At 68.6% G+C, this 19,120-nt stretch carries 18 protein-coding genes; 9 read left to right on the forward strand and 9 right to left on the reverse strand.

Annotation, left to right across the window (positions count from 1 at the left end):
• Positions 1 to 47: 47 nt before the first annotated feature.
• The 3 genes from ASC95_RS20990 to ASC95_RS21000 form a co-directional block, all read right to left on the reverse strand.
• Positions 48 to 3,638: a hypothetical protein gene (locus ASC95_RS20990; RefSeq protein ID WP_157256438.1), complete on the reverse strand. Its 3,591-nt coding sequence runs from the start codon at positions 3,636 to 3,638 to the stop codon at positions 48 to 50.
• Positions 3,639 to 3,779: 141 nt separating this feature from the next.
• A complete protein-coding gene (locus ASC95_RS20995) occupies positions 3,780 to 4,739 on the reverse strand; it encodes an Hsp33 family molecular chaperone HslO (RefSeq protein ID WP_057299659.1) in 960 nt (319 codons plus the stop codon).
• On the reverse strand, positions 4,736 to 5,260 hold the full coding sequence (locus tag ASC95_RS21000) for a gamma carbonic anhydrase family protein (RefSeq protein WP_057300450.1): 525 nt from the start codon (positions 5,258 to 5,260) through the stop codon (positions 4,736 to 4,738). The genes ASC95_RS20995 and ASC95_RS21000 overlap by 4 nt, the downstream gene beginning before the upstream one ends.
• A 50-nt stretch (positions 5,261 to 5,310) precedes the next feature.
• On the opposite strand from ASC95_RS21000, the gene ASC95_RS21005 reads away from it, so the two are divergent.
• The 9 genes from ASC95_RS21005 to ASC95_RS21045 are packed head-to-tail and all read left to right on the forward strand — an operon-like array spanning position 5,311 to position 13,618.
• Complete coding sequence (locus ASC95_RS21005) at positions 5,311 to 6,093, forward strand: ferritin-like domain-containing protein (RefSeq protein WP_057299660.1); 783 nt, start codon at positions 5,311 to 5,313, stop codon at positions 6,091 to 6,093.
• Entirely contained in the window at positions 6,090 to 7,007 is a 918-nt protein-coding gene (locus tag ASC95_RS21010; RefSeq protein WP_057299661.1) for a DMT family transporter, read from the forward strand. The genes ASC95_RS21005 and ASC95_RS21010 overlap by 4 nt, the downstream gene beginning before the upstream one ends.
• Positions 7,008 to 7,043: 36 nt before the next feature.
• Positions 7,044 to 8,360 carry an aspartate aminotransferase family protein gene (locus ASC95_RS21015; protein ID WP_057299662.1) on the forward strand — a complete coding sequence of 439 codons (1,317 nt, stop codon included), beginning with the start codon at positions 7,044 to 7,046 and terminating at the stop codon, positions 8,358 to 8,360.
• 55 nt (positions 8,361 to 8,415) lie between these two features.
• Entirely contained in the window at positions 8,416 to 9,576 is a 1,161-nt protein-coding gene (locus ASC95_RS21020) for an esterase-like activity of phytase family protein (RefSeq protein WP_057299663.1), read from the forward strand.
• Positions 9,576 to 10,463, forward strand: coding sequence for a DMT family transporter (locus tag ASC95_RS21025; protein WP_057299664.1), 888 nt, complete (start codon positions 9,576 to 9,578; stop codon positions 10,461 to 10,463). The genes ASC95_RS21020 and ASC95_RS21025 overlap by 1 nt, the downstream gene beginning before the upstream one ends.
• A 9-nt stretch (positions 10,464 to 10,472) precedes the next feature.
• On the forward strand, positions 10,473 to 11,324 hold the full coding sequence (locus ASC95_RS21030) for a PIG-L deacetylase family protein (RefSeq protein ID WP_057299665.1): 852 nt from the start codon (positions 10,473 to 10,475) through the stop codon (positions 11,322 to 11,324).
• On the forward strand, positions 11,321 to 12,298 hold the full coding sequence (locus tag ASC95_RS21035) for a succinylglutamate desuccinylase/aspartoacylase family protein (protein ID WP_057299666.1): 978 nt from the start codon (positions 11,321 to 11,323) through the stop codon (positions 12,296 to 12,298). The genes ASC95_RS21030 and ASC95_RS21035 overlap by 4 nt, the downstream gene beginning before the upstream one ends.
• A 4-nt stretch (positions 12,299 to 12,302) precedes the next feature.
• Positions 12,303 to 13,199 carry a transporter substrate-binding domain-containing protein gene (locus tag ASC95_RS21040; protein ID WP_057299667.1) on the forward strand — a complete coding sequence of 299 codons (897 nt, stop codon included), beginning with the start codon at positions 12,303 to 12,305 and terminating at the stop codon, positions 13,197 to 13,199.
• Positions 13,199 to 13,618, forward strand: a complete 420-nt coding sequence (locus tag ASC95_RS21045) for a DUF2809 domain-containing protein (protein WP_057299668.1) — start codon at positions 13,199 to 13,201, stop codon at positions 13,616 to 13,618. Before ASC95_RS21040 ends, ASC95_RS21045 begins: the two co-directional genes overlap by 1 nt.
• Here the strand turns inward: ASC95_RS21045 and ASC95_RS21050 are convergent.
• The 6 genes from ASC95_RS21050 to ASC95_RS21075 form a co-directional block, all read right to left on the reverse strand.
• On the reverse strand, positions 13,602 to 13,940 hold the full coding sequence (locus tag ASC95_RS21050; protein ID WP_057299669.1) for a hypothetical protein: 339 nt from the start codon (positions 13,938 to 13,940) through the stop codon (positions 13,602 to 13,604). The genes ASC95_RS21045 and ASC95_RS21050 overlap by 17 nt on opposite strands.
• A 36-nt stretch (positions 13,941 to 13,976) precedes the next feature.
• On the reverse strand, positions 13,977 to 14,606 hold the full coding sequence (locus ASC95_RS21055; protein ID WP_057299670.1) for a glutathione S-transferase family protein: 630 nt from the start codon (positions 14,604 to 14,606) through the stop codon (positions 13,977 to 13,979).
• Positions 14,603 to 15,478 (reverse strand): glutathione-dependent disulfide-bond oxidoreductase, encoded by an 876-nt coding sequence (gene yghU / locus ASC95_RS21060; RefSeq protein WP_057299671.1) that lies wholly within the window; start codon positions 15,476 to 15,478, stop codon positions 14,603 to 14,605. Before yghU ends, ASC95_RS21055 begins: the two co-directional genes overlap by 4 nt.
• Positions 15,479 to 15,669: 191 nt before the next feature.
• Positions 15,670 to 17,283, reverse strand: a complete 1,614-nt coding sequence (locus tag ASC95_RS21065; protein ID WP_057299672.1) for a sensor domain-containing diguanylate cyclase — start codon at positions 17,281 to 17,283, stop codon at positions 15,670 to 15,672.
• Complete coding sequence (locus ASC95_RS21070; RefSeq protein WP_057299673.1) at positions 17,280 to 17,726, reverse strand: hypothetical protein; 447 nt, start codon at positions 17,724 to 17,726, stop codon at positions 17,280 to 17,282. Before ASC95_RS21070 ends, ASC95_RS21065 begins: the two co-directional genes overlap by 4 nt.
• Before the next feature lie 4 nt (positions 17,727 to 17,730).
• Positions 17,731 to 19,038: a hypothetical protein gene (locus tag ASC95_RS21075; RefSeq protein WP_235537999.1), complete on the reverse strand. Its 1,308-nt coding sequence runs from the start codon at positions 19,036 to 19,038 to the stop codon at positions 17,731 to 17,733.
• Between the last annotated feature and the right edge of the window lie 82 nt (positions 19,039 to 19,120).

Consider the following 19,120-nt stretch of genomic DNA (forward strand, 5'->3'; position numbering starts at 1 on the left):
CGCGGTTCTAGGGCTTGAATTTGCCGGAACGCATCAGCGCCGCTGTTTCAGCGACCGAGCAGCAGGTAGTCGAACAGCTGCGTGCCGCCCGCGCCACCCAGCGGCACGAGGATGGCCTTGAGCAGGGGCTGGTCGAAGAAGGAGGCGAACGCGCCGCACTGCTCGTTCTCGACCGACGCGATCAGCCGCTTGTACGGCTCGACAAGGTCGGACAGCGGTTTGCCGCTGCCCGCCAGCCAGCGCAGATCGGCCTGCATGGACGCCAGCGCCCGGCGGCGCGTCGTCTCGGCGGCGCGCTTGAGCAGCAGCGTCAGGCCGATCAGCGCGGCGACGTAGAAGCTGACGCCGACGGCGATGGCCGGCGTCAGCGACCAGTTGTCGAACAGCCGGCTGCGCGCGACGACCAGCAGGGCCAGCACGACGAAGGGGCCGATGACGAGGCGGGCCACCGGCGTGCTGCGCCGGGCCACGACCTGCACGTCGATCCAGTCGTCGAGCAACGTGTGCACCGCGAAACCAGCGCCGTCCTTGCTGCGGTCCTCGGGCCGCGCGCAGAAACGCTGCGCCCACAAGGCCCTGTGCTCCTCGCCCAGGGACTTGGCAAACATCTCGATGGTGGTCTCGGGGTAGAAGCTGCGCCCGGCATTCATGTGATGCACGAAGCGCACCAGCAGCACCGTCGCGTCGGCCACCGCGACGATGAGCAGCGGCAGCAGCAGCAGGATGGCGTAGAGCGTGGCGCTCACCATCTGGCGATGCTCGTCGCCACGCACCGGCACCACGGGGATCTGCCCCTCGGACAGGCACAGGAAGAGCAGCCCGACGCAGCTCAGCGTAAGCCCGTACCAGACCAGGGTGCGTGCGGCGCGCGGGCGGGCCTCGCCGCGCTCGCCGTACTCCTGCCAGAGCTCGTCGAAGTCGCAGCTGTAGCCCACGCCGGGCTTCCAGAACAGCACGCTGACATGCTCGAACCAGCCGCGCAGCAACTGGCGCATGTCGCTGCGCACGACCGGCTTGGGCACGGGCCGCGGCAGGCGCAGCCAGTCGGAGTCGTGGCGCAGCTGGCAGAGCGAGTCGGCCCAGGCCCAGTCCAGCGTCCACAGGATGGCGAACAGCGCCAGCAGATGGATGAGGTGCGAAGGCCAGGCACTGACGCCTTCCAGCCAGGCCACCGGCTCGCAGCTGTCGCAGACGCCGGCGTGGTTCCAGCCGCCGGCCGGCCAGGCCAACCACAGCCAGACCAACACCACCAGCAGCACGATGACGAGGTGCAGGCGGTCGACGCCGGCGCGCTGGTCGGGCGGCGCCGGCTGCTCGCGCCGCGCAAGCAGCAAAGCCGGCAGCACGGCCAGCAGCGCCCCGAAAGCAGCCAGGCTGGCCAGCAGCAGTGCATGCACGAACCCGAGCTGGCTGGGTAGCAGGAATTCGATGAGGCTGGCCAGCACGTAGGCGAACACGCCGGCATGCAGGGCCACCAGCACGATGGACGTCATGTCCATCTGCGGCTGGTTGTCCATCGTCGGCTCGCGCAGGAAGACACGGCGCGCCTGCCGGATCGCCGGCGTGGACGGCCAGACAAGCAGCGCGCAACTCATCACGACCACCATCAGCACGGCCAGGCCGTGGCGCCCCGCGCTCGGTGGCGTCGGCTGGGCCTCCAGCGCATAGCCGGCCAGCGGCACTGCGCTGGAACGGCCCACCTCGTACAGCGAGGGCTTCTGCAGGGCCGGCTCCAGCGACAGCCTCTCGTCGCGCTTGCAGCTTTCGCTGCGGCAGCCGGCCCGGCGGGCGGCGGCATAGGTGCTGGCCTGGTAGATGTCTCGCAGCGGCGGCGTGCCGGCCTGCAGGTCGACGGCGCCGTGCGGCGCCCCCGCCGCGGGCGGATAGAAGGCCAGCGGCAGGCTGCTGGCAACGACCAGGTTGCGCGTGAAGGCCTGGGTGCGTGGGTGCAGATAGCGCGCGTCCATGTCCGTCGTGAAGAACATGCGGTCGGAGAAATCCTCGTGCAGTGCCTGCAGAACGAGCAGCTTGTCGTGCACGTCGTTGGCAAAGATGCCGATGGCACCGATGGGCAGGCGGCTTGAGTCGGCCTCGCTGCGCTTGAGCCCGGCCCCGAGGCGGCGCAGATAGTCGAGCTGATCACGGCTCTCGGGCCATTCCAGCGGGGCGCTCTTGGCCGCCGGCCCGGCTGCCGCGGCGTTGCCGGCCTCGCGCGTAGTGATGCCGTCGATGCCGCGGAAGAAATAGATGACCTCGATCTTCAGCGGCTGGCTCTGCGGCCGCCCCTCGGGCAGGCGGTAGCGCAGCTCGCTGACGAGGGACTGGGCATAGAGCGAATCACGCTCGGCGACGATGACGACACGCCGGCCCTCATGCGGCAGGCGCAGGCCAAGTTCGGCAACGATGCGCTTGATGAGCTCGGCATCGGTGCCGATGGTGCGCACCATCTGCACCGGCCGCGCCGGGTTGACGCCGGTGATGCGGTTGAACTGGTCGGTGACGAAGGACTCGAGCTTCTGGTCGCTGAGCTCCGCGATCATGCTGTTGGGCGCCGTCGAGGCCGAGTTGTAGAACTCGGCGCGCGACAGCAATTCGTAGCCCTCCTGCAGGTCGGGCGCCAGGCCCCGCACGGCACCGGCCACACCCGAGCTGCAGCGTGCGGCCGCCGCGCTGGCCGCAGGGCTGAGGGCATCGGCGGCGGCGTTCTTGCGATCGGCCGCACAGCGCAGGTCCATCAGCGCGGCGCGCAGCGCGTCGGTCGACGACGGGCCGATGACGGCCAGGCTGGGCAGGCGCTGCCCGTCGAGCCCGCCCAGTGCTGCAAGGTTACGGGCGGGCCTGCCCATCAGCTGCTGGGTCAGCCGGGCCAGGGCATCCAGCTTGCGGTTGGGCAGGGAGTTCTCGTCCACCCACAGCAAGGCGATCTGGCCATAGCGACGCGGCTTGTCGGCCTTGGCATCGCCCTCGCCGTCGGGCTTGCGGCGGTGCTCCGAGCGCGCCGACAGCAGCTCGTAGGGCACGACGAAGTTGTCCTTGGCCGCGCGCGCCTGCTTGTCGGCGGCAGCGGGCCGGGAGGCCGCCGATGCTGCTGAAGCCACTGACGCCGCCTCGGCCGGAGCGGCCGCCTCCAGCAGGTTGAACTCCAGCAGGCTGAGCCGCTCCGCGTTGTCGGGCACATAGTCCTGGGCCAGCAGGCCGGCCAGCGTCGCGTAGCGCACACGCCGCCGCGCCTCCTCGGCACCCACGAAATCGGCGCCGGGCAGCAGGCCCATGATGATGAGGGTGTCGTCCAGGCGCTGGTCATGGTCGCGGTCCAGCTTGGCCAGCATGCGCTGTGGATCACGCACCTCGGCCACGCGGTCGCGGCAGTCGATGTCCAGGGTTTGCGAGGTTTGCTTGCGCACGCGCTCGCAGCGCTCCGCCCGCTCGGTCTCGTAGCGGCGCAGGGCGGTGAAAGGGTCTTCCCAGAGACGGGCGTTGACGTCCAGATCCGGGTCCAGCGGCGCCTGGGCGCGGGCCTTCTCGGCGGGCCGCAGCGGCTCGAAGGCATGGGGCACGAGCTGGGTGCTGGCCACGAAAGCCACCAGCACCGCGGCGCTCGCCCACGGGAAGCTGCCCAATCCGCCCTTGTCGGCCACTGTCGCCTCCAGGCCCATTCAGGAAGGGGCCAAAGGGCGAAAGTCTCAGCTCGGGGCGGTGGCGTCAATCACTAGAGCGCCGGGGCATCCTCAGAAGGCATGAGGCCCGTTGCGCAATGGAAACGCTGAACGACCTCAGAACTATTGAAGCGTGCCTTCGGCGCCGTCCGGCTGGCGCCCGGGCGGCGTGAACAGCGCGCCGACGTCCACCGCGTCGAAACGGTAGTGCCGGCCGCAGAAGTCGCAGCCGATCTCGATCTCGCCGCGCTCGGCCAGCACGCTGTCGGCCTCGTCGCGGCCCAGGCCGCGCAGCATCTGGCTCACGCGCTCACGCGAGCAGGTGCAGGCGAAGCGCGGAGACTGCGGCTCGAAGCGGGTCACCGTCTCCTCCCAGAACAGGCGGCGCAGGATGGTGTCGGCGTCCAGCGTCAGCAGCTCGTCGGCAGTCAACGTGCCGGCCAGGATGGCAACGCGGTTGAAGCCTTCGGACAGGCCGATATCGTCTTCATTGCGCTTGCCCTCGAGGTTGCCCTCACCCTCGACCGGCAGCCGCTGGATCAGCAGGCCGGCGGCGATGTCGCCATTGGCGGCCAGCACGAGGCGCGTGTCGAGCTGCTCGGACTGCAGCATGTAGTGCTCCAGCACCTCGGAGAGCTTGTACAGCGGCTCGCGGTGGTCGCCGTGCAGGGGCACGACGCCCTGGTAGGGCTGCTGGCCGGGGAACTTGTCCTTGGGGTCCAGCGTGATCGCGCAGCGGCCCTGGCCGTGCACGTTCAGCATGCTGGGCAGGTCGGCCCCGGGAGCGAGCTCGCCGATGCACTTGGCCGTCGCGCGAAAGCTCAGATCGGGCTGAGCCTCGGCCACGGCGAGCTTGACCGGGCCGTCGCCAAAGATCTGCAGCACCAGCGCGCCGTTGAACTTGATGTTGGCCTGCATCAGCACCGCTGCGGCGCTCATCTGGCCGAGCAGGTCGCGCAGTTCGGGCGGGTACTCCTGGCCGGGCTCGCGGCGGCTCAGCACCTCGCGCCAGGCGTCGGTCAGCCGCACCAGCATGCCGCGCACCGGCAGGCCGTCGAACAGGAATTTGTGCAGTTCACTCATCGGATTCTTTTCAGGCCGGCCGCATAACGGCGGCCGTTGTTGACGTAATGGGCCGCGCTGGCCTTGAGCCCGGCGATCTGCGCTTCGCTGAGCTCGCGCACGACCTTGGCCGGCGCACCGACGATCAGCGAGCCGTCGGGGAATTCCTTGCCTTCGGTCACCAGCGCGCCGGCGCCGACGATGCAATTGCGGCCGATGCGCGCGCCATTCAAGACCACCGCGCCGATGCCGATGAGGCTTTCGTCGCCGACCGTGCAGCCGTGCAGCATGACCTGATGGCCCACGGTGACGTTCTGGCCGAGGACCAGCGGGAAGCCATGGTCGGCATGCAGCACCGAGCCGTCCTGGACGTTGCTGCCCGCGCCAATCGTCAGCGCGTCGCTGTCGCCGCGCAGCACGGCGTTAAACCAGATGCTGACCCCCTCCCCCAGCGTCACACGGCCGATGACCTCGGCGCTGTCGGCCACCCAGGCGGAATCAGCCACGTCGGGGAGGTGCTCGTCGAGCTGGTAAATCGCCATCGCGGCCTCGCGCAAAACGCGCAAAAGGGCGGATTTTAGAATCCCGGGCAATGTCCGACCTCCGCCTGGCCACGCTCGGCCCCCTCCTGATTGCCGATGCGCCCGCCAAGGCCGCCGCCACGCTGACGCTTGACGCCGCCCTGCCCGTCGATACCGGCGCGCTGATTCCCGAGCCCGGCGGCATTCCGGGGCGGCCCGCACGCCCGCGCCTGGTCGAACACATCACGCTCAAAGGCCCGTCGCTGCGCACGCCGGCCGGCATCGCGGCCCTGGTGCACGCCATCGCCCACATCGAGCTGAACGCCATCGACCTGGCCCTGGACATCTGCTGGCGCTTCCCCGGCATGCCCGAGGCCTTCTACCGCGACTGGCTGCGCATCGCCCAGGAAGAAGCCAAGCACTTCACGCTGCTGCGCGAGCATCTGCTGACGCTGGGCTTCGACTACGGCGACTTCGACGCCCACAACGCGCTATGGGACATGGCCGAGCGGACAAAACACGATCTGCTCGCCCGCATTGCCCTCGTGCCGCGCACACTGGAGGCACGCGGGCTGGACGCCTCGCCCGCCGTCAAGCGCAAGCTCGTCGGCGCCGGCGACAAACGCGCCGGCGAGATCCTCGACATCATCCTGCACGACGAGATCGGCCATGTGCTGGCCGGCAACCGCTGGTACCGCTTCCTGTGCGAGCAACGCGGGCTGGACCCGATCGCGACCTACGCCGAACTCGCCACCCTTCATCAGGCGCCCAAGCTGCGTGCGCCCTTCAACCTCGAAGCCCGCCGCGCAGCCGGCTTCGACGAAGCGGAACTCGCCGCGCTGGCTCGCCCATGACGCGGTTCCATGCCAATCTGCTGCTCACCTTCGTCGCGCTGATCTGGGGCTCGGCCTTCGTCGCGCAGAACCGCGGCATGGCCGACGTCGGCCCCCTGCTCTTCACCGGCGTGCGCTTCCTGATCGGCTCCGTCGTCGTGCTGCCTTTTGCCCTGCTGGAGTGGCGCCGCCTCGGCCGCGCAGGCCGGCCGCTGGTGAAGCTGGACGGCCTGCACATCGCCGGCCTGGGCTTCTTGATGACGCTCGGCGCCGTCATGCAGCAGGTCGGCATTCAGTTCACCAGCGTGACCAACGCCGGCTTCCTGACGGCCGTCTATGTGCCGCTGGTGCCGGTGCTGGCCTGGCTGCTGCTGCGGCAGGTCGCGCACTGGTCGGTCTGGCCCGCGGCGGCGGGTTGCCTGGTGGGCGCCTTCCTGCTGTCGGGCGCGCATGAGCTGCGCATCGGCCTGGGCGACCTGTGGGTGGCCGGCTCGGCCATCCCCTGGGCGGTGCATGTGCTGATGGTGGGCCGCTGGGCCGACCGTATGGGCGCGCCCTTCCTGGTTGCCAGCGGCCAGTTTGCTGTCTGCGGTGTGCTGTCGCTGATCGCGGCATTCGGCATGGAGCCGGTGCACTGGAGCGGCCTGGTCGCTGCCGCTTGGCCCATCGCCTACACCGGCGTCATGTCGGTCGGCATCGCCTTCACGGCCCAGGTCGTCGCACAGCGCTACGCGCATGCGTCGGATGCGGCCATCATCCTGTCGGCCGAAACCCTGTTCGCCGCCGCCTGCGGTTACTTGATGCTTGGCGAACGGCTCAACACCGCCGGCCTGATCGGCTGCGGCCTGATGCTGGCCTGCATCCTGCTCGTGCAGTTGATGCCGCTGGTGAGAACCCTGAGGCGGCGCCAAATTCTGACCAACCCGTCAAATTGACTCTAGACTTTGGGATCCTTTGTCGAGGAGCCCCGCATGAGTGCAGACGTTTCCAAGCTAGACGCCTACTGGATGCCCTTCACTGCCAACCGGCAGTTCAAGCAGGCGCCGCGTCTGCTGACCCAGGCTGCCGGCATGTTCTTCCGCGACGACAAGGGCCGCGAGATCCTCGACGGCATCGCCGGCCTGTGGTGCGTCAATGCGGGCCACAACCGCCCCAGGATCGTCAAGGCCATCCAGGAGCAGGCCGCGGAGCTGGACTTCGCACCGCCCTTCCAGATGGGCCACCCCAAGGCCTTCGAGCTGGCCGAGCGGCTGGCACAGATCGCCCCCACGGGCATGAACCGCGTCTTCTTCACCAACTCGGGCTCCGAGTCGGTGGACACCGCACTGAAGATGGCCATCGCCTACCACCGCGTGCGCGGCGAAGGCGCTCGCACCCGCCTCATCGGCCGCGAGCGCGGCTATCACGGCGTCAACTTCGGCGGCATCTCGGTGGGCGGCATGGTGGCCAACCGCAAGATGTTCGGCAGCCTGCTGGCCGGCGTCGACCACATCCGCCACACCCACGACCCGGCGCGCAACGCGTTCTCGGTCGGCATCCCGCCGCATGGCGCCGAGTTCGCCGATGACCTGGAGCGCCTGGTCGCCCTGCATGACGCGTCGACGATCGCCGCCGTCATCGTCGAGCCGGTGGCCGGCTCCACCGGCGTGCTGATCCCGCCCCAAGGCTACCTGCAACGCCTGCGCGACATCTGCGACAAGCACGGCATTCTGCTGATCTTCGACGAGGTCATCACCGGCTTCGGCCGCACCGGCAACCCGTTCGGCGCCCAGACCTTCGGCGTGACGCCCGACCTGATGACAGTGGCCAAGGGCATCACCAACGGCTGCGTGCCCATGGGCGCGGTGTTCGCGCAGCAGAAGATCCACGACGCCTTCATGACCGGGCCCGAGCACCTGATCGAGTTCTTCCATGGCTACACCTACTCGGCCCACCCGCTGGCCTGCGCGGCCGGCATCGCCACGCTGGACACCTACGCCGACGACGACCTGCTCACGCGCGCCGCACGCATGCAGGACGAGTTCGCCAAGGCCCTGCACTCGCTGCGCGAGGAACCCAACGTCATCGACGTGCGCAACATTGGTCTCGTGGGCGGCGTCGAGCTGAAACCGCTGGACGGCCAGCCGGCCAAGCGCGCCTTCAACGTCTTCCTGGACTGCTGGGACAAGGGCCTGCTGATCCGCACGACGGGCGACACCGTCGCTCTCTCGCCGCCGCTCATCATCGAGAGCGGCCACATCGAACGCATCGTCGACACGCTCAGAGGCGCGCTGCGACGAGCCGCATAATCCGCGCCCCGTGGCGGCAGTACCGGCGCCGCGGCCCCGCCCTGGAGTTTTCCCAATGAAATGGCTACTCGCCCTGCTGCTTGCAGGGTCCGCCCACGCACAGACCCTGAACTACATCGGCCAGCAAATCGTGCCGACGAGTGCGAGCTTCCGCGGGGTGCCGGTCGGTGGCCTGTCCAGCATCGACTATGTGCCCGCCACCGGCCGCTACCTGGCCATCTGTGATGACCGCAGCGACCGCGCGCCGGCCCGCTACTACGAGCTGAGCCTGGACCTTTCCAAGTTCCGCCGCAGCGCCAACCCCGGTGAGGCCGGTGTGGCCTGGGTCAACATGACCAGCATCCTCGACCTCGACGGCCAGCCCTTTGGCCGCAACCAGGTCGACCCAGAGAGCCTGCGCCTGGACGCCAGGCGCAACTTGATCTACTGGGCCAACGAGGGCCAGCGCGTTTCCAGCTCCTTGCAGAACCCGACCGTGCGCCGCATGAGCCCCGACGGCAAGCCGGCCGGCGAATTCCCGGTGCCGGGCTACTACAACCCCCTGGGCAGCGCCGGCGGCATCACGCCCGGCGACGTGGGCGTCTACAACAACCTCGCCTTCGAGAGCATCGCCATCACGCCCGACGGCAAGACGCTGTGGACCATGAGTGAAAACGGCCTGGCCCAGGACAGCCTGCCCACGGCCGTCGGCCGCGGCAGCCGCGCGCGCATGCTGTCCTTCGACCTGGACAGCGGCAAGGCCGGCGCCGAATACATCTACGACGTCGGCCCGGTGCCCTTCCCGCCGGCGCGCCAGGGCGATTTCGCCACCAACGGCGTGCCCGACATGCTGGCCCTGTCGGCGCATGAGTTCATCGTCATCGAGCGCGCCTTTGCCGTCGGCGCCGTGACGCCGGGCATTGCGGCGCTGACCAAGCAGCCCACCAGCAACACCATCAAGCTCTACCTGATCGACACACGCGGCGCGACCGATGTGTCGGGTTGGGCCAGCATCAAGGGCCGTGAGGTCGTACCCGTCAAGCGCACCATGCTGCTGGATCTGTCGTCGCTGAAGAACGACGACGGCAGCGTGCTCGCCCTGGACAACATCGAGGGCATCACGTTCGGCCCGACGCTGGACGGCAAGCGCACGCTGATCCTCGTCTCCGACAACAACTTCAACCCAGCCCAGTTCACGCAGTTCATCGCCCTCACCATTGACGGCACGCTGAACTGATGCACCCCGTGCCCTGGCGGGCCTATGCGCTGCTCGCGGCCAGCACCAGCCTGGTCGGCAGCTATGTCGGCCTGTCCAAGCTGCTGGTCGCGGCCTTTCCCGTCTTCCTGCTCGCCGGCCTGCGCTTCGGCTTCGCGGCCGTGCTGATGCTGCCCTGGCTGAAGAAGCCCGCCCACGAAGCGCCGCTGGATGCGCGTTCGCGCTGGTTGCTCTTCCTCGAATCCTTCCTCGGCAACTTCCTGTTCTCCATCTGCATGCTGTTCGGCCTGCGGCAGAGCTCGGCCGTGGTCGCCGGCGTCATCATGGCCGGCATCCCGGCGGCCGTCGCGCTGCTGAGCTGGGCCTTCCTGCGCGAGCGTTTGGGCGGGCGCGTGCTGGCGGGCATCGCCTGCGCAGTCGGCGGCATCGCCTTGGTAGCCATTGGCAAGCAGGGAGGTGCGCAGACGACACCGGTGGGTGCCCTGCTGCTGCTCGCGGCCGTGTTCTGCGAGGGCTGCTATGTCGTCATCGGCAAGAAGCTCACCGCCGGCCTGGGGCCGAAGCGCATCAGCGCCCTGATCAACCTCTGGGGCCTGGTGCTCGTCGCACCGTTGGCCGTCTGGCAGGCCCTGAGCTTCGACTTCGGCGCGCCGCGCGCGCTGGACTGGGCGCTGCTGGGCTACTACGCCGCCACGGCCAGCGTCATCACCGTCTGGCTGTGGATGGCCGGCCTGAAGGGTCTGCCGGCGGCCAAGGCGGGGGTCTTCATGGTCTTCCTGCCGATCAGCACAGCCCTGATCGGCCTAGCTCTCGGTGAATCCATCTCCGCCATTCAGGCCCTGGCCTATGGCCTGGCCTTATTGGGTGTGCTGCTGGCGACATGGCCGGCCCAAGCCCGCTCTCGGTAGGATGCCGGCATGTCCCTGGATGCAGACCTCGCGCGCTGGCGCGAGCACCTTTCCCGCTTTGCCGAGCTGTTGGGCAACCCGCCCGACCGCGTGACCGCGCCCGGCCGCGAGCCAAGCCCCGGCCATTGCCTGATTTTCGCGCCCCACCCCGACGATGAATGCATCGTCGGCGCCCTGCCCTTGCGCCTGCAGCAGGAGGCCGGCTGGCACGTCGGCAATGTCGCCGTGACCCTGGGCAGCAATCCCGAGCGCCGCGAGTCGCGCTGGGCCGAGTTGCAGGACGCCTGCGGCGTGCTCGGCTTCGACTGCATCCGCGTTGGCGAGGACGGCCTGTCGGACGTGCGCGCCGACACGGCCGAACGCGAGCCGCAGCTGTGGCAGGCCCATGTCAACACCATCGCCGCGCTGCTGGCCCGGCACCGCCCGGCGCTCGTGCTGGCGCCACATGCGCTGGACGACAACCCCAGCCACCGTGGCGTCTACCGCCTCGTCGCCCAGGCCCTGGCCGCGGCGCGGCTGGACACGGTGCTGGCCCACACCGAGTTCTGGTCCACGCAGTCGGCACCCAATGCGCTGGTGCAGACCAATATCGCCGACACCGCCCGCCTCATCGCCGCGCTGGAGCGCCACACCGGCGAGATCGAGCGCAACCCGTATCACCTGCGCCTGCCCGCCTTCCTGGCCGACGCCGTGCGCCGCGGTGGCGAGCTGGTGCTGGGCGCCGGCGAGGAGCCGCCCGACTTCGCATTCGCCACCCTCTATCGCCTCGTTGCCTACCGCGCCGGCCAGCCCGCCGCCGAACTGCCGCGCCGCGTCTTCTCCGCCGACAAGGCCCTGTCTTCCGCCCTGCTCCAGTCATGAACCAGCCCACCCACATCCGTGTCCACCAGTTCGCCGGCCTGCAACCTGGCCCGCGTTTCCTCGTCACCGGCGCTGTGCATGGCAACGAAATCCATGGCACCAAAGCCATGGCCGAGATCATTCGCCAGCTCGATGCCGGCGAGCTGACGCTGCTGCGCGGCACGCTGACCCTGGTGCCCATCGTCAACCCGCTGGCCCACCAGCTCAACCGCCGCGAGGGCGACCGCAACCTCAACCGCAACCTGCGCCCGCCCGTCATCGCGCATGACTTCGAGGACCGCATCGCCCGCCAGCTCTGTGCCTTGATCGCACAGCACGACGGCATCCTGGACCTGCACAGCTTCCAGGGCCAGGGCCCGGCCTTCGCGATGATCGGTCCGCGCAACAACAGCGGCGAGCTGGAGCCCTTCACGCAGGAGGCGACCGAATCGGCGCTGGCCGCGCGCCTGGGCGTGGGCCGCATCGTCGAGGGTTGGCTGTCGACCTATGCCCTGGGCCTGCAGCGCCGCCAGCAGCGCGAGCACGACGGCTCGCGCCGCGCCTCACTGATCTCCGACCCGCACTACGGTGTCGGCACCACCGAATACATGCGCTCCACCGGCGGCTGGGCCATCACGCTGGAATGCGGCCAGCATCTGGACCCGAACGGCCCCGAGGTCGCGCGCCTGGCCATCCTGCGCTCCCTGGTGTTCCTGGGCATGCTCCATGAAACCGCCGTCGAGCCGCACCGGCCCACACAGGCGCCTGAGCTGCTGCAGCTCTACGACGTCATCGACCGCGAAGCCGAAGGCGACCAGTTCGAACAGAGCTGGGCCAGCTTTGACGCCATCGAGAAGGGCCAGCGCATCGGCACTCGCGCCAGTGGCGAGGCTGTGCTGGCGCCGAGCGAGGGGCGCATCGTGTTCCCGAACACCAAGTCGCTGCCCGGCACCGAATGGTTCTACCTGGCAAGGCCGAGCGACCGCCAACTGTGAACGCATGAAGCTGCTGCCGGCGCCGCTGATGCTGCTGGCCGCGCTGCCGGCCACTGTCCATGCGGCCATGCCCACGCCGCTGGTCGTCACCATTCCCTTCATGGAGCGCGAGGCGCCGCACCGCGCCTATGCCGACGAGCTGCTGACGCTGGCGTTGGAACAGTCGCGCGACAAGTACGGCCCCTACCGCATCGTCCAGCAGCGCGAGGAAACCGTCATCCGACGCCAATTGCTGGAACTGCAGGACGGCCACAGCCTGTCCGTTGCCGTGGCCATGCCGACACAGGAATGGCTGGACGGTGCGCTGCCGGTGCGCGTGCCCATCATGCGTGGCCTGCCCAGCTTCCGGTTCTTCCTCGGCCGCCAGAGCGATGTGCCGCTCCATGAATCAGTCAGCACGGTCAACGACCTGCGGCGCTTGAGCATCGGCCAGGGCCCCGGCTGGTCCACCGCCCGCCTTCTCGAGGACAACGGCTTCAACGTCGTCTACGGCGGCGCCCACCCCACGCTGATTCCGATGCTGCATTCGGGGCGCTTTCAGCTGCTGATGCGCGGTATCTACGAGGTCGAGCCCGAACTGCAGGCCCAGCAGCATGCCCATTCCGGCCTGCTCGTCGTCAAGCAGTTCGCCATCTACACCTACATGCCGATGTATTTCTTCGTCGCCAGGAACCAGCCCCAGTTGGCCGAACGGCTCGAGTACGGCTTGAAGAAGGCCTATGCCAACGGCCAGGCGGACCGGCTCTTCAAACGCAGCTTCGGCGACAGCCTCAAGTTGTTGCGGAACAGGCACCTGAAGATCTTCCATCTGCCCAACACCAACATCGACAAGAGCTTTTTCGAGCACGACCGGCCGTATCTGCTCGATGCGGTCGTTGCGCTGGAGAAGCAGGCCTGGTGATGGAGGCCATTCCCCGCAGCATGCACCGTCGAAGCCGGCCGCTCTATGCCTTTCTGGTGCTGGCGGTCATTGCTGCGGGGCTGGCCTCACGCCGGTACCCCTTTCTGCTCCCGGCGCAGCTCGACAAATATCCCGGCGATGCGCTGTGGGCGCTGATGGTGATGATGCTTTGCGGGTTTGCGAAGCCCGGCTGGCCCATCGCCCGCACGGCCGGGGCCGCGCTGGCGACTTCTTTCGCGGTCGAGTTCAGCCAGCTCTACCAGGCGGACTGGATCAACGCGGTGCGGCACACCACGCTCGGCCACCTCGTGCTGGGCTCGGGCTTCAACGCCATGGACCTGCTGGCCTATAGCGCCGGCGTGGCGGTGGGAGCGGCGGCCGAATTGCTGATGTGGCGCCGCGCTAGTACTGGCCAATGAACTGGAAGTGGAATGCGGGAGGCTCGGGAAAGCCCGCCGCCTTCAGCTTCGCCTTGACGTCGGCCGCGACCGAGGACAGCTGCTCGGCGGAATGAGCCGCGTATTGATCATGCTCGATGCCCAGCGAGGCCAGTTTTTTGCCGACGTACAGGAAGTAGTCTTCACCGTCCGTCATGCGTCCGGTGTAGGTTTGCAGCCCGGCCGACCTCGCCTTCTGGCAACGGACATCGCTGCCCGTATCGCATTCGTCGAGTCCGTCTTCGTCGTCAGGGTCAAGTCCGAACTTGACGCCATAAAAGGCGATGAATGCGTCAGCTCCCATGGTGCTGCCTTTCCATGTCTGAAGGTGATCGATGGCCTACGCCATCGTGCCTCTAGTCTCCATCGCCGCTCGCCAGCGCCGCAGATGGGGATGTTCATCGCCCGGCTTCATCTTCACGACCCGCGCAAAATCCACCGCGACGACGGCCGTGATGTCGGCAATGCTGAACTGCCCGGCGGCGATGAAGTCGCGTTCGGCCAGATGCGCGTTCAGCATTGCGAAGAAGGCCTGCACCCGCGCCAGCCCGCGCTCGGCCAGCGCGGGGATCTGCGCGTAGTCCAGCGGCCCTGCCAGCGCGCGACCCACCATGGCCGGGCTGCTGTTGCGAAAAGCCTCGGCAATCGCCAGCAGGCCTTCGAACTCGACGCGCCACTGCCAGCCCGCGATCTCGGCTTTGTCCAGAGGGCTGCGGCCGAGCAGCGGCGGTTCGGGGAAACGCGCCTCGATGTAGGCCGCGATTGCGGCGTTGTCGGTCAGCACGGGGCCCTCCTCCGTCACCAGCGCCGGCACCGTGCATTGCGGGTTGATGCGCCGAAACGCCTCGCCCAATTGTTCGCCGCTGCGCAGGTCCACCTGCACGGTCTCGTGCGGCGCCCCTTTTTCGGCCAACAGGATGCGGGCGCGGCGCGGGCTGGGTGCGGTGGCGCAGTCGTAGAGGGTGATCATGGCGCCGCCAGCTTGTCCTGGGTCTTGGTGTCGAAATCGCTGGCTTCGTGGCGCTCGTGCAGCTGGCTGCTGGGTTCGCCCCAGGTGCGATTGACCTTGCGGCCGCGCTGGACGGCCGGGCGGCGGGCGATCTCGTCGGCCCAGCGGATGACATGCGTGTACTCCTGCACCGACAGAAACTCGCCCGCGCCGTAGAGCTGCCCCTTGGCCAGGGCGCCGTACCAGGGCCAGGTGGCCATGTCGGCAATGCTGTAGCTGTCGCCGGCCAGGTAGCGGCGTTCGGCCAGATGGCGGTTCAGCACATCGAGCTGGCGCTTGACCTCCATGGCATAGCGGTCGATGGGGTACTCCTGCTTGGTGGGCGCATAGGCGTAGAAGTGCCCGAAACCACCGCCCAGGAAGGGCGCGCTGCCCATTTGCCAGAACAGCCAGCTCAGGGCCTCGGCGCGCGCCGCGCCACTTTCGGGCAGGAAGGCACCACCGAACTTCTCGGACAGGTAGACGAGGATGGCGCCCGACTCGAACACCCGCACCGGCGGGCTCCCCGGTGGCCCGCTGCGGTCCACCAGGGCCGGGATTTTGGAGTTGGGGTTGGCCTCGACGAAGCCGCTGCCGAACTGCTCGCCCTCGTTGATGCGGATCAGCCAGGCGTCGTACTCGGCGCCGGCGTGGCCCAGGGCCAGCAGCTCCTCCAGCATCACCGTGACCTTGACGCCATTGGGCGTGGCCAGCGAATAAAGCTGCAGGGGATGACGGCCGACCGGCAGCGCCTTGTCGTGCGTCGGCCCGGCGATGGGGCGGTTGATGCTGGCGAACTGGCCGCCGCTGGCCTTGTCCCAGGTCCAGACTTGCGGTGGGATGTAGTCTGTCATAACGGGTTTTCTACAGTCGTTGCGCCCCCAACGCATGAAACAGGGGAATTCCGGGCCGAGCGCCGGGCCGCTCCCAAGCCGGCCCGCGATGGCGATGTGCTTGCGGCTCGACGCCGCAAGCATCGCCGTCCCCGCGGGGGACCGACCGGGCTGGCACGCGTTCAGCGCAGCCAGACTGGGCGAGGGGCAGCTCAGATCGGCAACGCTAGCGCAAAAGCCGATTTCCCGTTGCGCTTGACGTGATAAAGCGCTTCGTCGGCCGCCCGAACCAGGCCCTGCGGGTCGCTGCCGTGCGTTGGCAGGCAGGCGACGCCGATGCTGACGCCGACCCTGACCACCTCGCCGGTCGAGAGCCGTACCGGCAGCGACAGGCCGTCCAGCAGGCCGCGCATGACCTGGATCAGCACGGCATCGGCCGGGCCGACATCGCGCAGCGCGATCAGGAACTCGTCGCCGCCCAGGCGCGCCACCAGGTCGGACGAGCGCCGCACTGCCGTGCGCATGCGGTCGGCGCAGGCGACGAGGACTTCATCGCCGCAGGCGTGGCCATGGGTGTCGTTGATCTGCTTGAAGCCGTCCAGGTCGACGCAGGCCACGCTGACAGACGTGCCACGCGCCTGCGCATCGGCCAGGAAGCGCTCCAGCGTCGCCTGGCCGGCCGCCCGGTTCTTCAGCTGCGTCAAGGCGTCGTGCTCGGCGCGATGGCGCACCTCGTTCTCATCGGTCTTGCGCTCGGTGATGTCGTAGATGACGCCCTCGACCGTCTGGCCATCCACATGCTGAACCGAGATCAGGCAATGCACCCAGCGCCGCTCGTCGCCCAGTTGCACAAGCTCCAGGTCGGCGGACACCGTCTCGCCGCGCCTGACCGCATCATCGATCATCTGGCGGACCTGCTCGGGCCGGTTGAAGACACGGGCGATGAAGTCGTCCTCGCTGAGGATACGCAGCTCGTCCATGGAAACACCCACGACGCGCGACACCGTCGGGTTGCCGTTGATGAGGCGGCCGCCCTCGTTGAGCACGAAGATGCCGGCGCTGCTGGAGTCGAAGATCTGGCGGTACTGGGCCTCCATGGCCTCGACCTCGGCACGCAGCTTGCGCTCGACCTTGAGCTGGCGCTCGTTGCTGTCCAGCAGCTCGTTGGCGCCCGCGATCAGCATGCCGATCTCGTCACCGGCATGGCTCGTGGGCGTCTCCAGCCGCTCGCCCGAGCCCGGCGTCATGCGCCGCAGCGCGCTGGCCATGCGCACAATGGGGCTGGACACCATTCGTGCCGCCACCAGGTAGAGGATGAAGGCCAGCAACGCCGCCTGCCCCGCCATGGCCGCCGCCAGCGTGTAGGCCTCGCGGTCGGCATCAGCCCTCACCTTGGCGTCGTTCAGGTCGATGCGCAACTGCCCCAGGGATTCCTTGGCGTCGAAGGGCGACATCAGCGGACGCGTCAGCAAGGTGGCACCCTGGCGCTCGACGGCGCCGGGGCGCAGCACCTTGACGAGCGCAGTGCCGTCGGCGTTCACGACGGCCACGGCGTCCACCAGCTCGTTGCGCACCAAGCCCCCGGCCACCTCCTGCAACAGCACCTCGTCGCGGGCATAGGCGCCGATGGCCAGTGTCTTCTCGACGGCCGTGGCCAGCGCCTCCACGCTGCTGCGGCCGCTGGCCAGCGCGCGCGCCTGGCTGAGCTGGTAGGCCACGGTGGCCACGACCACAGCGAGCAGCGTGGCGCTAGCGAACACCACCAGCATGAAACGCAGCTGCAGGCTGTTTGCGCCGCGGACGCGGGGCGCTGCGGTCTGCGTCATGGGTTCGCGGCTTCCTTGATGACCAGCACGGCACGCAGGCCCGGCTCGGTCGGCTCGCGGCTGAGCCAGCCCAGGGCGCCGGGGTTGCGGCGCAGCATGCCCGCCATGGCTGCCTCGTCCGCCAGCGCCTGCGGCGGCACGCTCTGGCCGGAGAACATCAACCGTGACCAGTAGCTGTTGACCTGGGCCACGCTCATGCCCGTCAGCGCCTTGTAGAAGTCACCCCGGCGCGGGTTGTCGCGCGGCAGGTCGAAGATCAGCGCGAAGTCGCCATTGGCGAACGCACGGCTGCGGCCCATGAAGAGGTCGACGGCCTCCTTCTGCGTCAGGCTGCGTTGCGGGTTGCTGGCGTGCACGACGATGTAGAAGTCGGCGTGTGCCGGCAAGGCACAGGCGAGCAGCGCCAGAGGAGCGAACTTGCGGAATAGCTTGCGCAGGGCCATGGCTTCAGAAGATGAAATCCACGACGGCGGTTGCCACCGACGCCCTGCCCGCCATTGAGCCGCTGGCATCCGTCCACAGCCCGGGGCCGCCAGCCTGCACGTGGACGCGATCCCATTGCAGCTTGAGTGCCGCCTGCGGATGGAAGTCCCAGCGCGTGCCGATGGACCAGCCCGACTGCTGCACGCGCGAGCGGTTCACCGATTCCGTCACCAAGCTGCCCAGCATCTGGGTGCCGACGGCACCGGCCGGGCCGAGCACCGGCGTCAGCGCGGCCTGCCAGATGGGTGTGCCCATCATCGGCATGGCGTCGCGGGTGCGGCCATAGCCGATGTAGGGTGTCCAGTCGCCCACGCGATGGCCGACAGTGGCATAGGCCGAGGTTTGCCTGACCAGCGGTGCGGCGGAGATGCGCACGACCTCGGCGCTCCACTGCCAGTCAGCCAGTTCGTAACGCAGGCCGAGTTCGAGGAAGGTGGCCCAGATGTCAGACGCGCCCAGGCGGTCACGCAGCAACCGGGCCTGATCGGCCACCACCGGGATGGGCAGGCTACCAAGTTGTGCCAGCGTATCGACGGCGGCCTGGGCGCTCGTGAGGTCGAGTTCGATGCGCGTGCGCGAGGCGCTGGCACGCATCAGCAGGCCGCCCTCCTCGCGCGCCAGCATGAGGCCTGCGATGTCACGCACGCGGCCTGGGTCGGCGGTGGCGAAATCTCCGATCTGGGCGCTGCCCAGCATCAGCTTGGCGCGCCACTGCGCATCGCCCTGGAACCAGCTGCGAGCGACGTCGACACCGTCCAGCGTCGTCGGCAGCATGGCGTAGAGCTCGACCGGCGGCCGGGCCGCCGTGAAGCCGTAACCGACGTTGCGGTAGTCGGCCATCAGGAAGGCGTCGAGATTGACTCGGCCGGCGCGCAGCGTCCAGTCGGCATTGGGCCGGTAGCTGGCGTAGGCCCACTCCAGGGCATCGCTGTCATGCGAATAGCTGCCACGCTTCTTGGCAATGGCCTGGGCGACCAGTTCGAACTGGCTGCCGACGCTGTAGTTCAGCTGCACGCCGAGCCGGGTGTCGACATCGTGCCGCCAGTTCGCACCGCTGCCGCCTTGCGTCAGCTCACGCCGATAGCCCCAGCCATCAGGCGCGTCGACGTGCACCAGTCCAAGGCTGCCGAAGCCGCTGAGCCTGAGGCTGGCCACACCGGCGGGCCGGTCGGTTTCCTGGGCCTGGGCGGCCGCCATCGCAACAAGAGGAAGGAGGCCGGCAAGCAGGCCGCGTTTCCAGCGGGTGAATCTTTCCAGAGGCTGAACGGACATAGCGAAATAGGTACTGCAAACCGATTATTGGCCGCGCGCCGCCGCCTGCGACAAGCGCTGCCGCGATCAATTGCAACCCCAT

It is taken from the genome of Pelomonas sp. Root1217 (genome assembly GCF_001425705.1).
Classification (GTDB): domain Bacteria; phylum Pseudomonadota; class Gammaproteobacteria; order Burkholderiales; family Burkholderiaceae_C; genus Pelomonas.

Excerpts from the sequence above, each read along its gene's own strand:
- ASC95_RS21020 (WP_057299663.1), top strand. The coding sequence starts at position 8,416 with ATGAAATGGCTACTCGCCCTGCTGCTTGCAGGGTCCGCCCACGCACAG.
- ASC95_RS21075 (WP_235537999.1), bottom strand. The coding sequence starts at position 19,038 with ATGTCCGTTCAGCCTCTGGAAAGATTCACCCGCTGGAAACGCGGCCTG.
- ASC95_RS21055 (WP_057299670.1), bottom strand. The coding sequence starts at position 14,606 with ATGATCACCCTCTACGACTGCGCCACCGCACCCAGCCCGCGCCGCGCC.
- ASC95_RS20995 (WP_057299659.1), bottom strand. The coding sequence starts at position 4,739 with ATGAGTGAACTGCACAAATTCCTGTTCGACGGCCTGCCGGTGCGCGGC.
- ASC95_RS21070 (WP_057299673.1), bottom strand. The coding sequence starts at position 17,726 with ATGGCCCTGCGCAAGCTATTCCGCAAGTTCGCTCCTCTGGCGCTGCTC.
- ASC95_RS21015 (WP_057299662.1), top strand. The coding sequence starts at position 7,044 with ATGAGTGCAGACGTTTCCAAGCTAGACGCCTACTGGATGCCCTTCACT.
- ASC95_RS21045 (WP_057299668.1), top strand. The coding sequence starts at position 13,199 with ATGGAGGCCATTCCCCGCAGCATGCACCGTCGAAGCCGGCCGCTCTAT.
- ASC95_RS21040 (WP_057299667.1), top strand. The coding sequence starts at position 12,303 with ATGAAGCTGCTGCCGGCGCCGCTGATGCTGCTGGCCGCGCTGCCGGCC.
- ASC95_RS21050 (WP_057299669.1), bottom strand. The coding sequence starts at position 13,940 with ATGGGAGCTGACGCATTCATCGCCTTTTATGGCGTCAAGTTCGGACTT.
- ASC95_RS21030 (WP_057299665.1), top strand. The coding sequence starts at position 10,473 with ATGTCCCTGGATGCAGACCTCGCGCGCTGGCGCGAGCACCTTTCCCGC.
- ASC95_RS21010 (WP_057299661.1), top strand. The coding sequence starts at position 6,090 with ATGACGCGGTTCCATGCCAATCTGCTGCTCACCTTCGTCGCGCTGATC.
- ASC95_RS21065 (WP_057299672.1), bottom strand. The coding sequence starts at position 17,283 with ATGACGCAGACCGCAGCGCCCCGCGTCCGCGGCGCAAACAGCCTGCAG.
- ASC95_RS21000 (WP_057300450.1), bottom strand. The coding sequence starts at position 5,260 with ATGGCGATTTACCAGCTCGACGAGCACCTCCCCGACGTGGCTGATTCC.
- ASC95_RS21005 (WP_057299660.1), top strand. The coding sequence starts at position 5,311 with ATGTCCGACCTCCGCCTGGCCACGCTCGGCCCCCTCCTGATTGCCGAT.
- yghU (WP_057299671.1), bottom strand. The coding sequence starts at position 15,478 with ATGACAGACTACATCCCACCGCAAGTCTGGACCTGGGACAAGGCCAGC.
- ASC95_RS21035 (WP_057299666.1), top strand. The coding sequence starts at position 11,321 with ATGAACCAGCCCACCCACATCCGTGTCCACCAGTTCGCCGGCCTGCAA.
- ASC95_RS21025 (WP_057299664.1), top strand. The coding sequence starts at position 9,576 with ATGCACCCCGTGCCCTGGCGGGCCTATGCGCTGCTCGCGGCCAGCACC.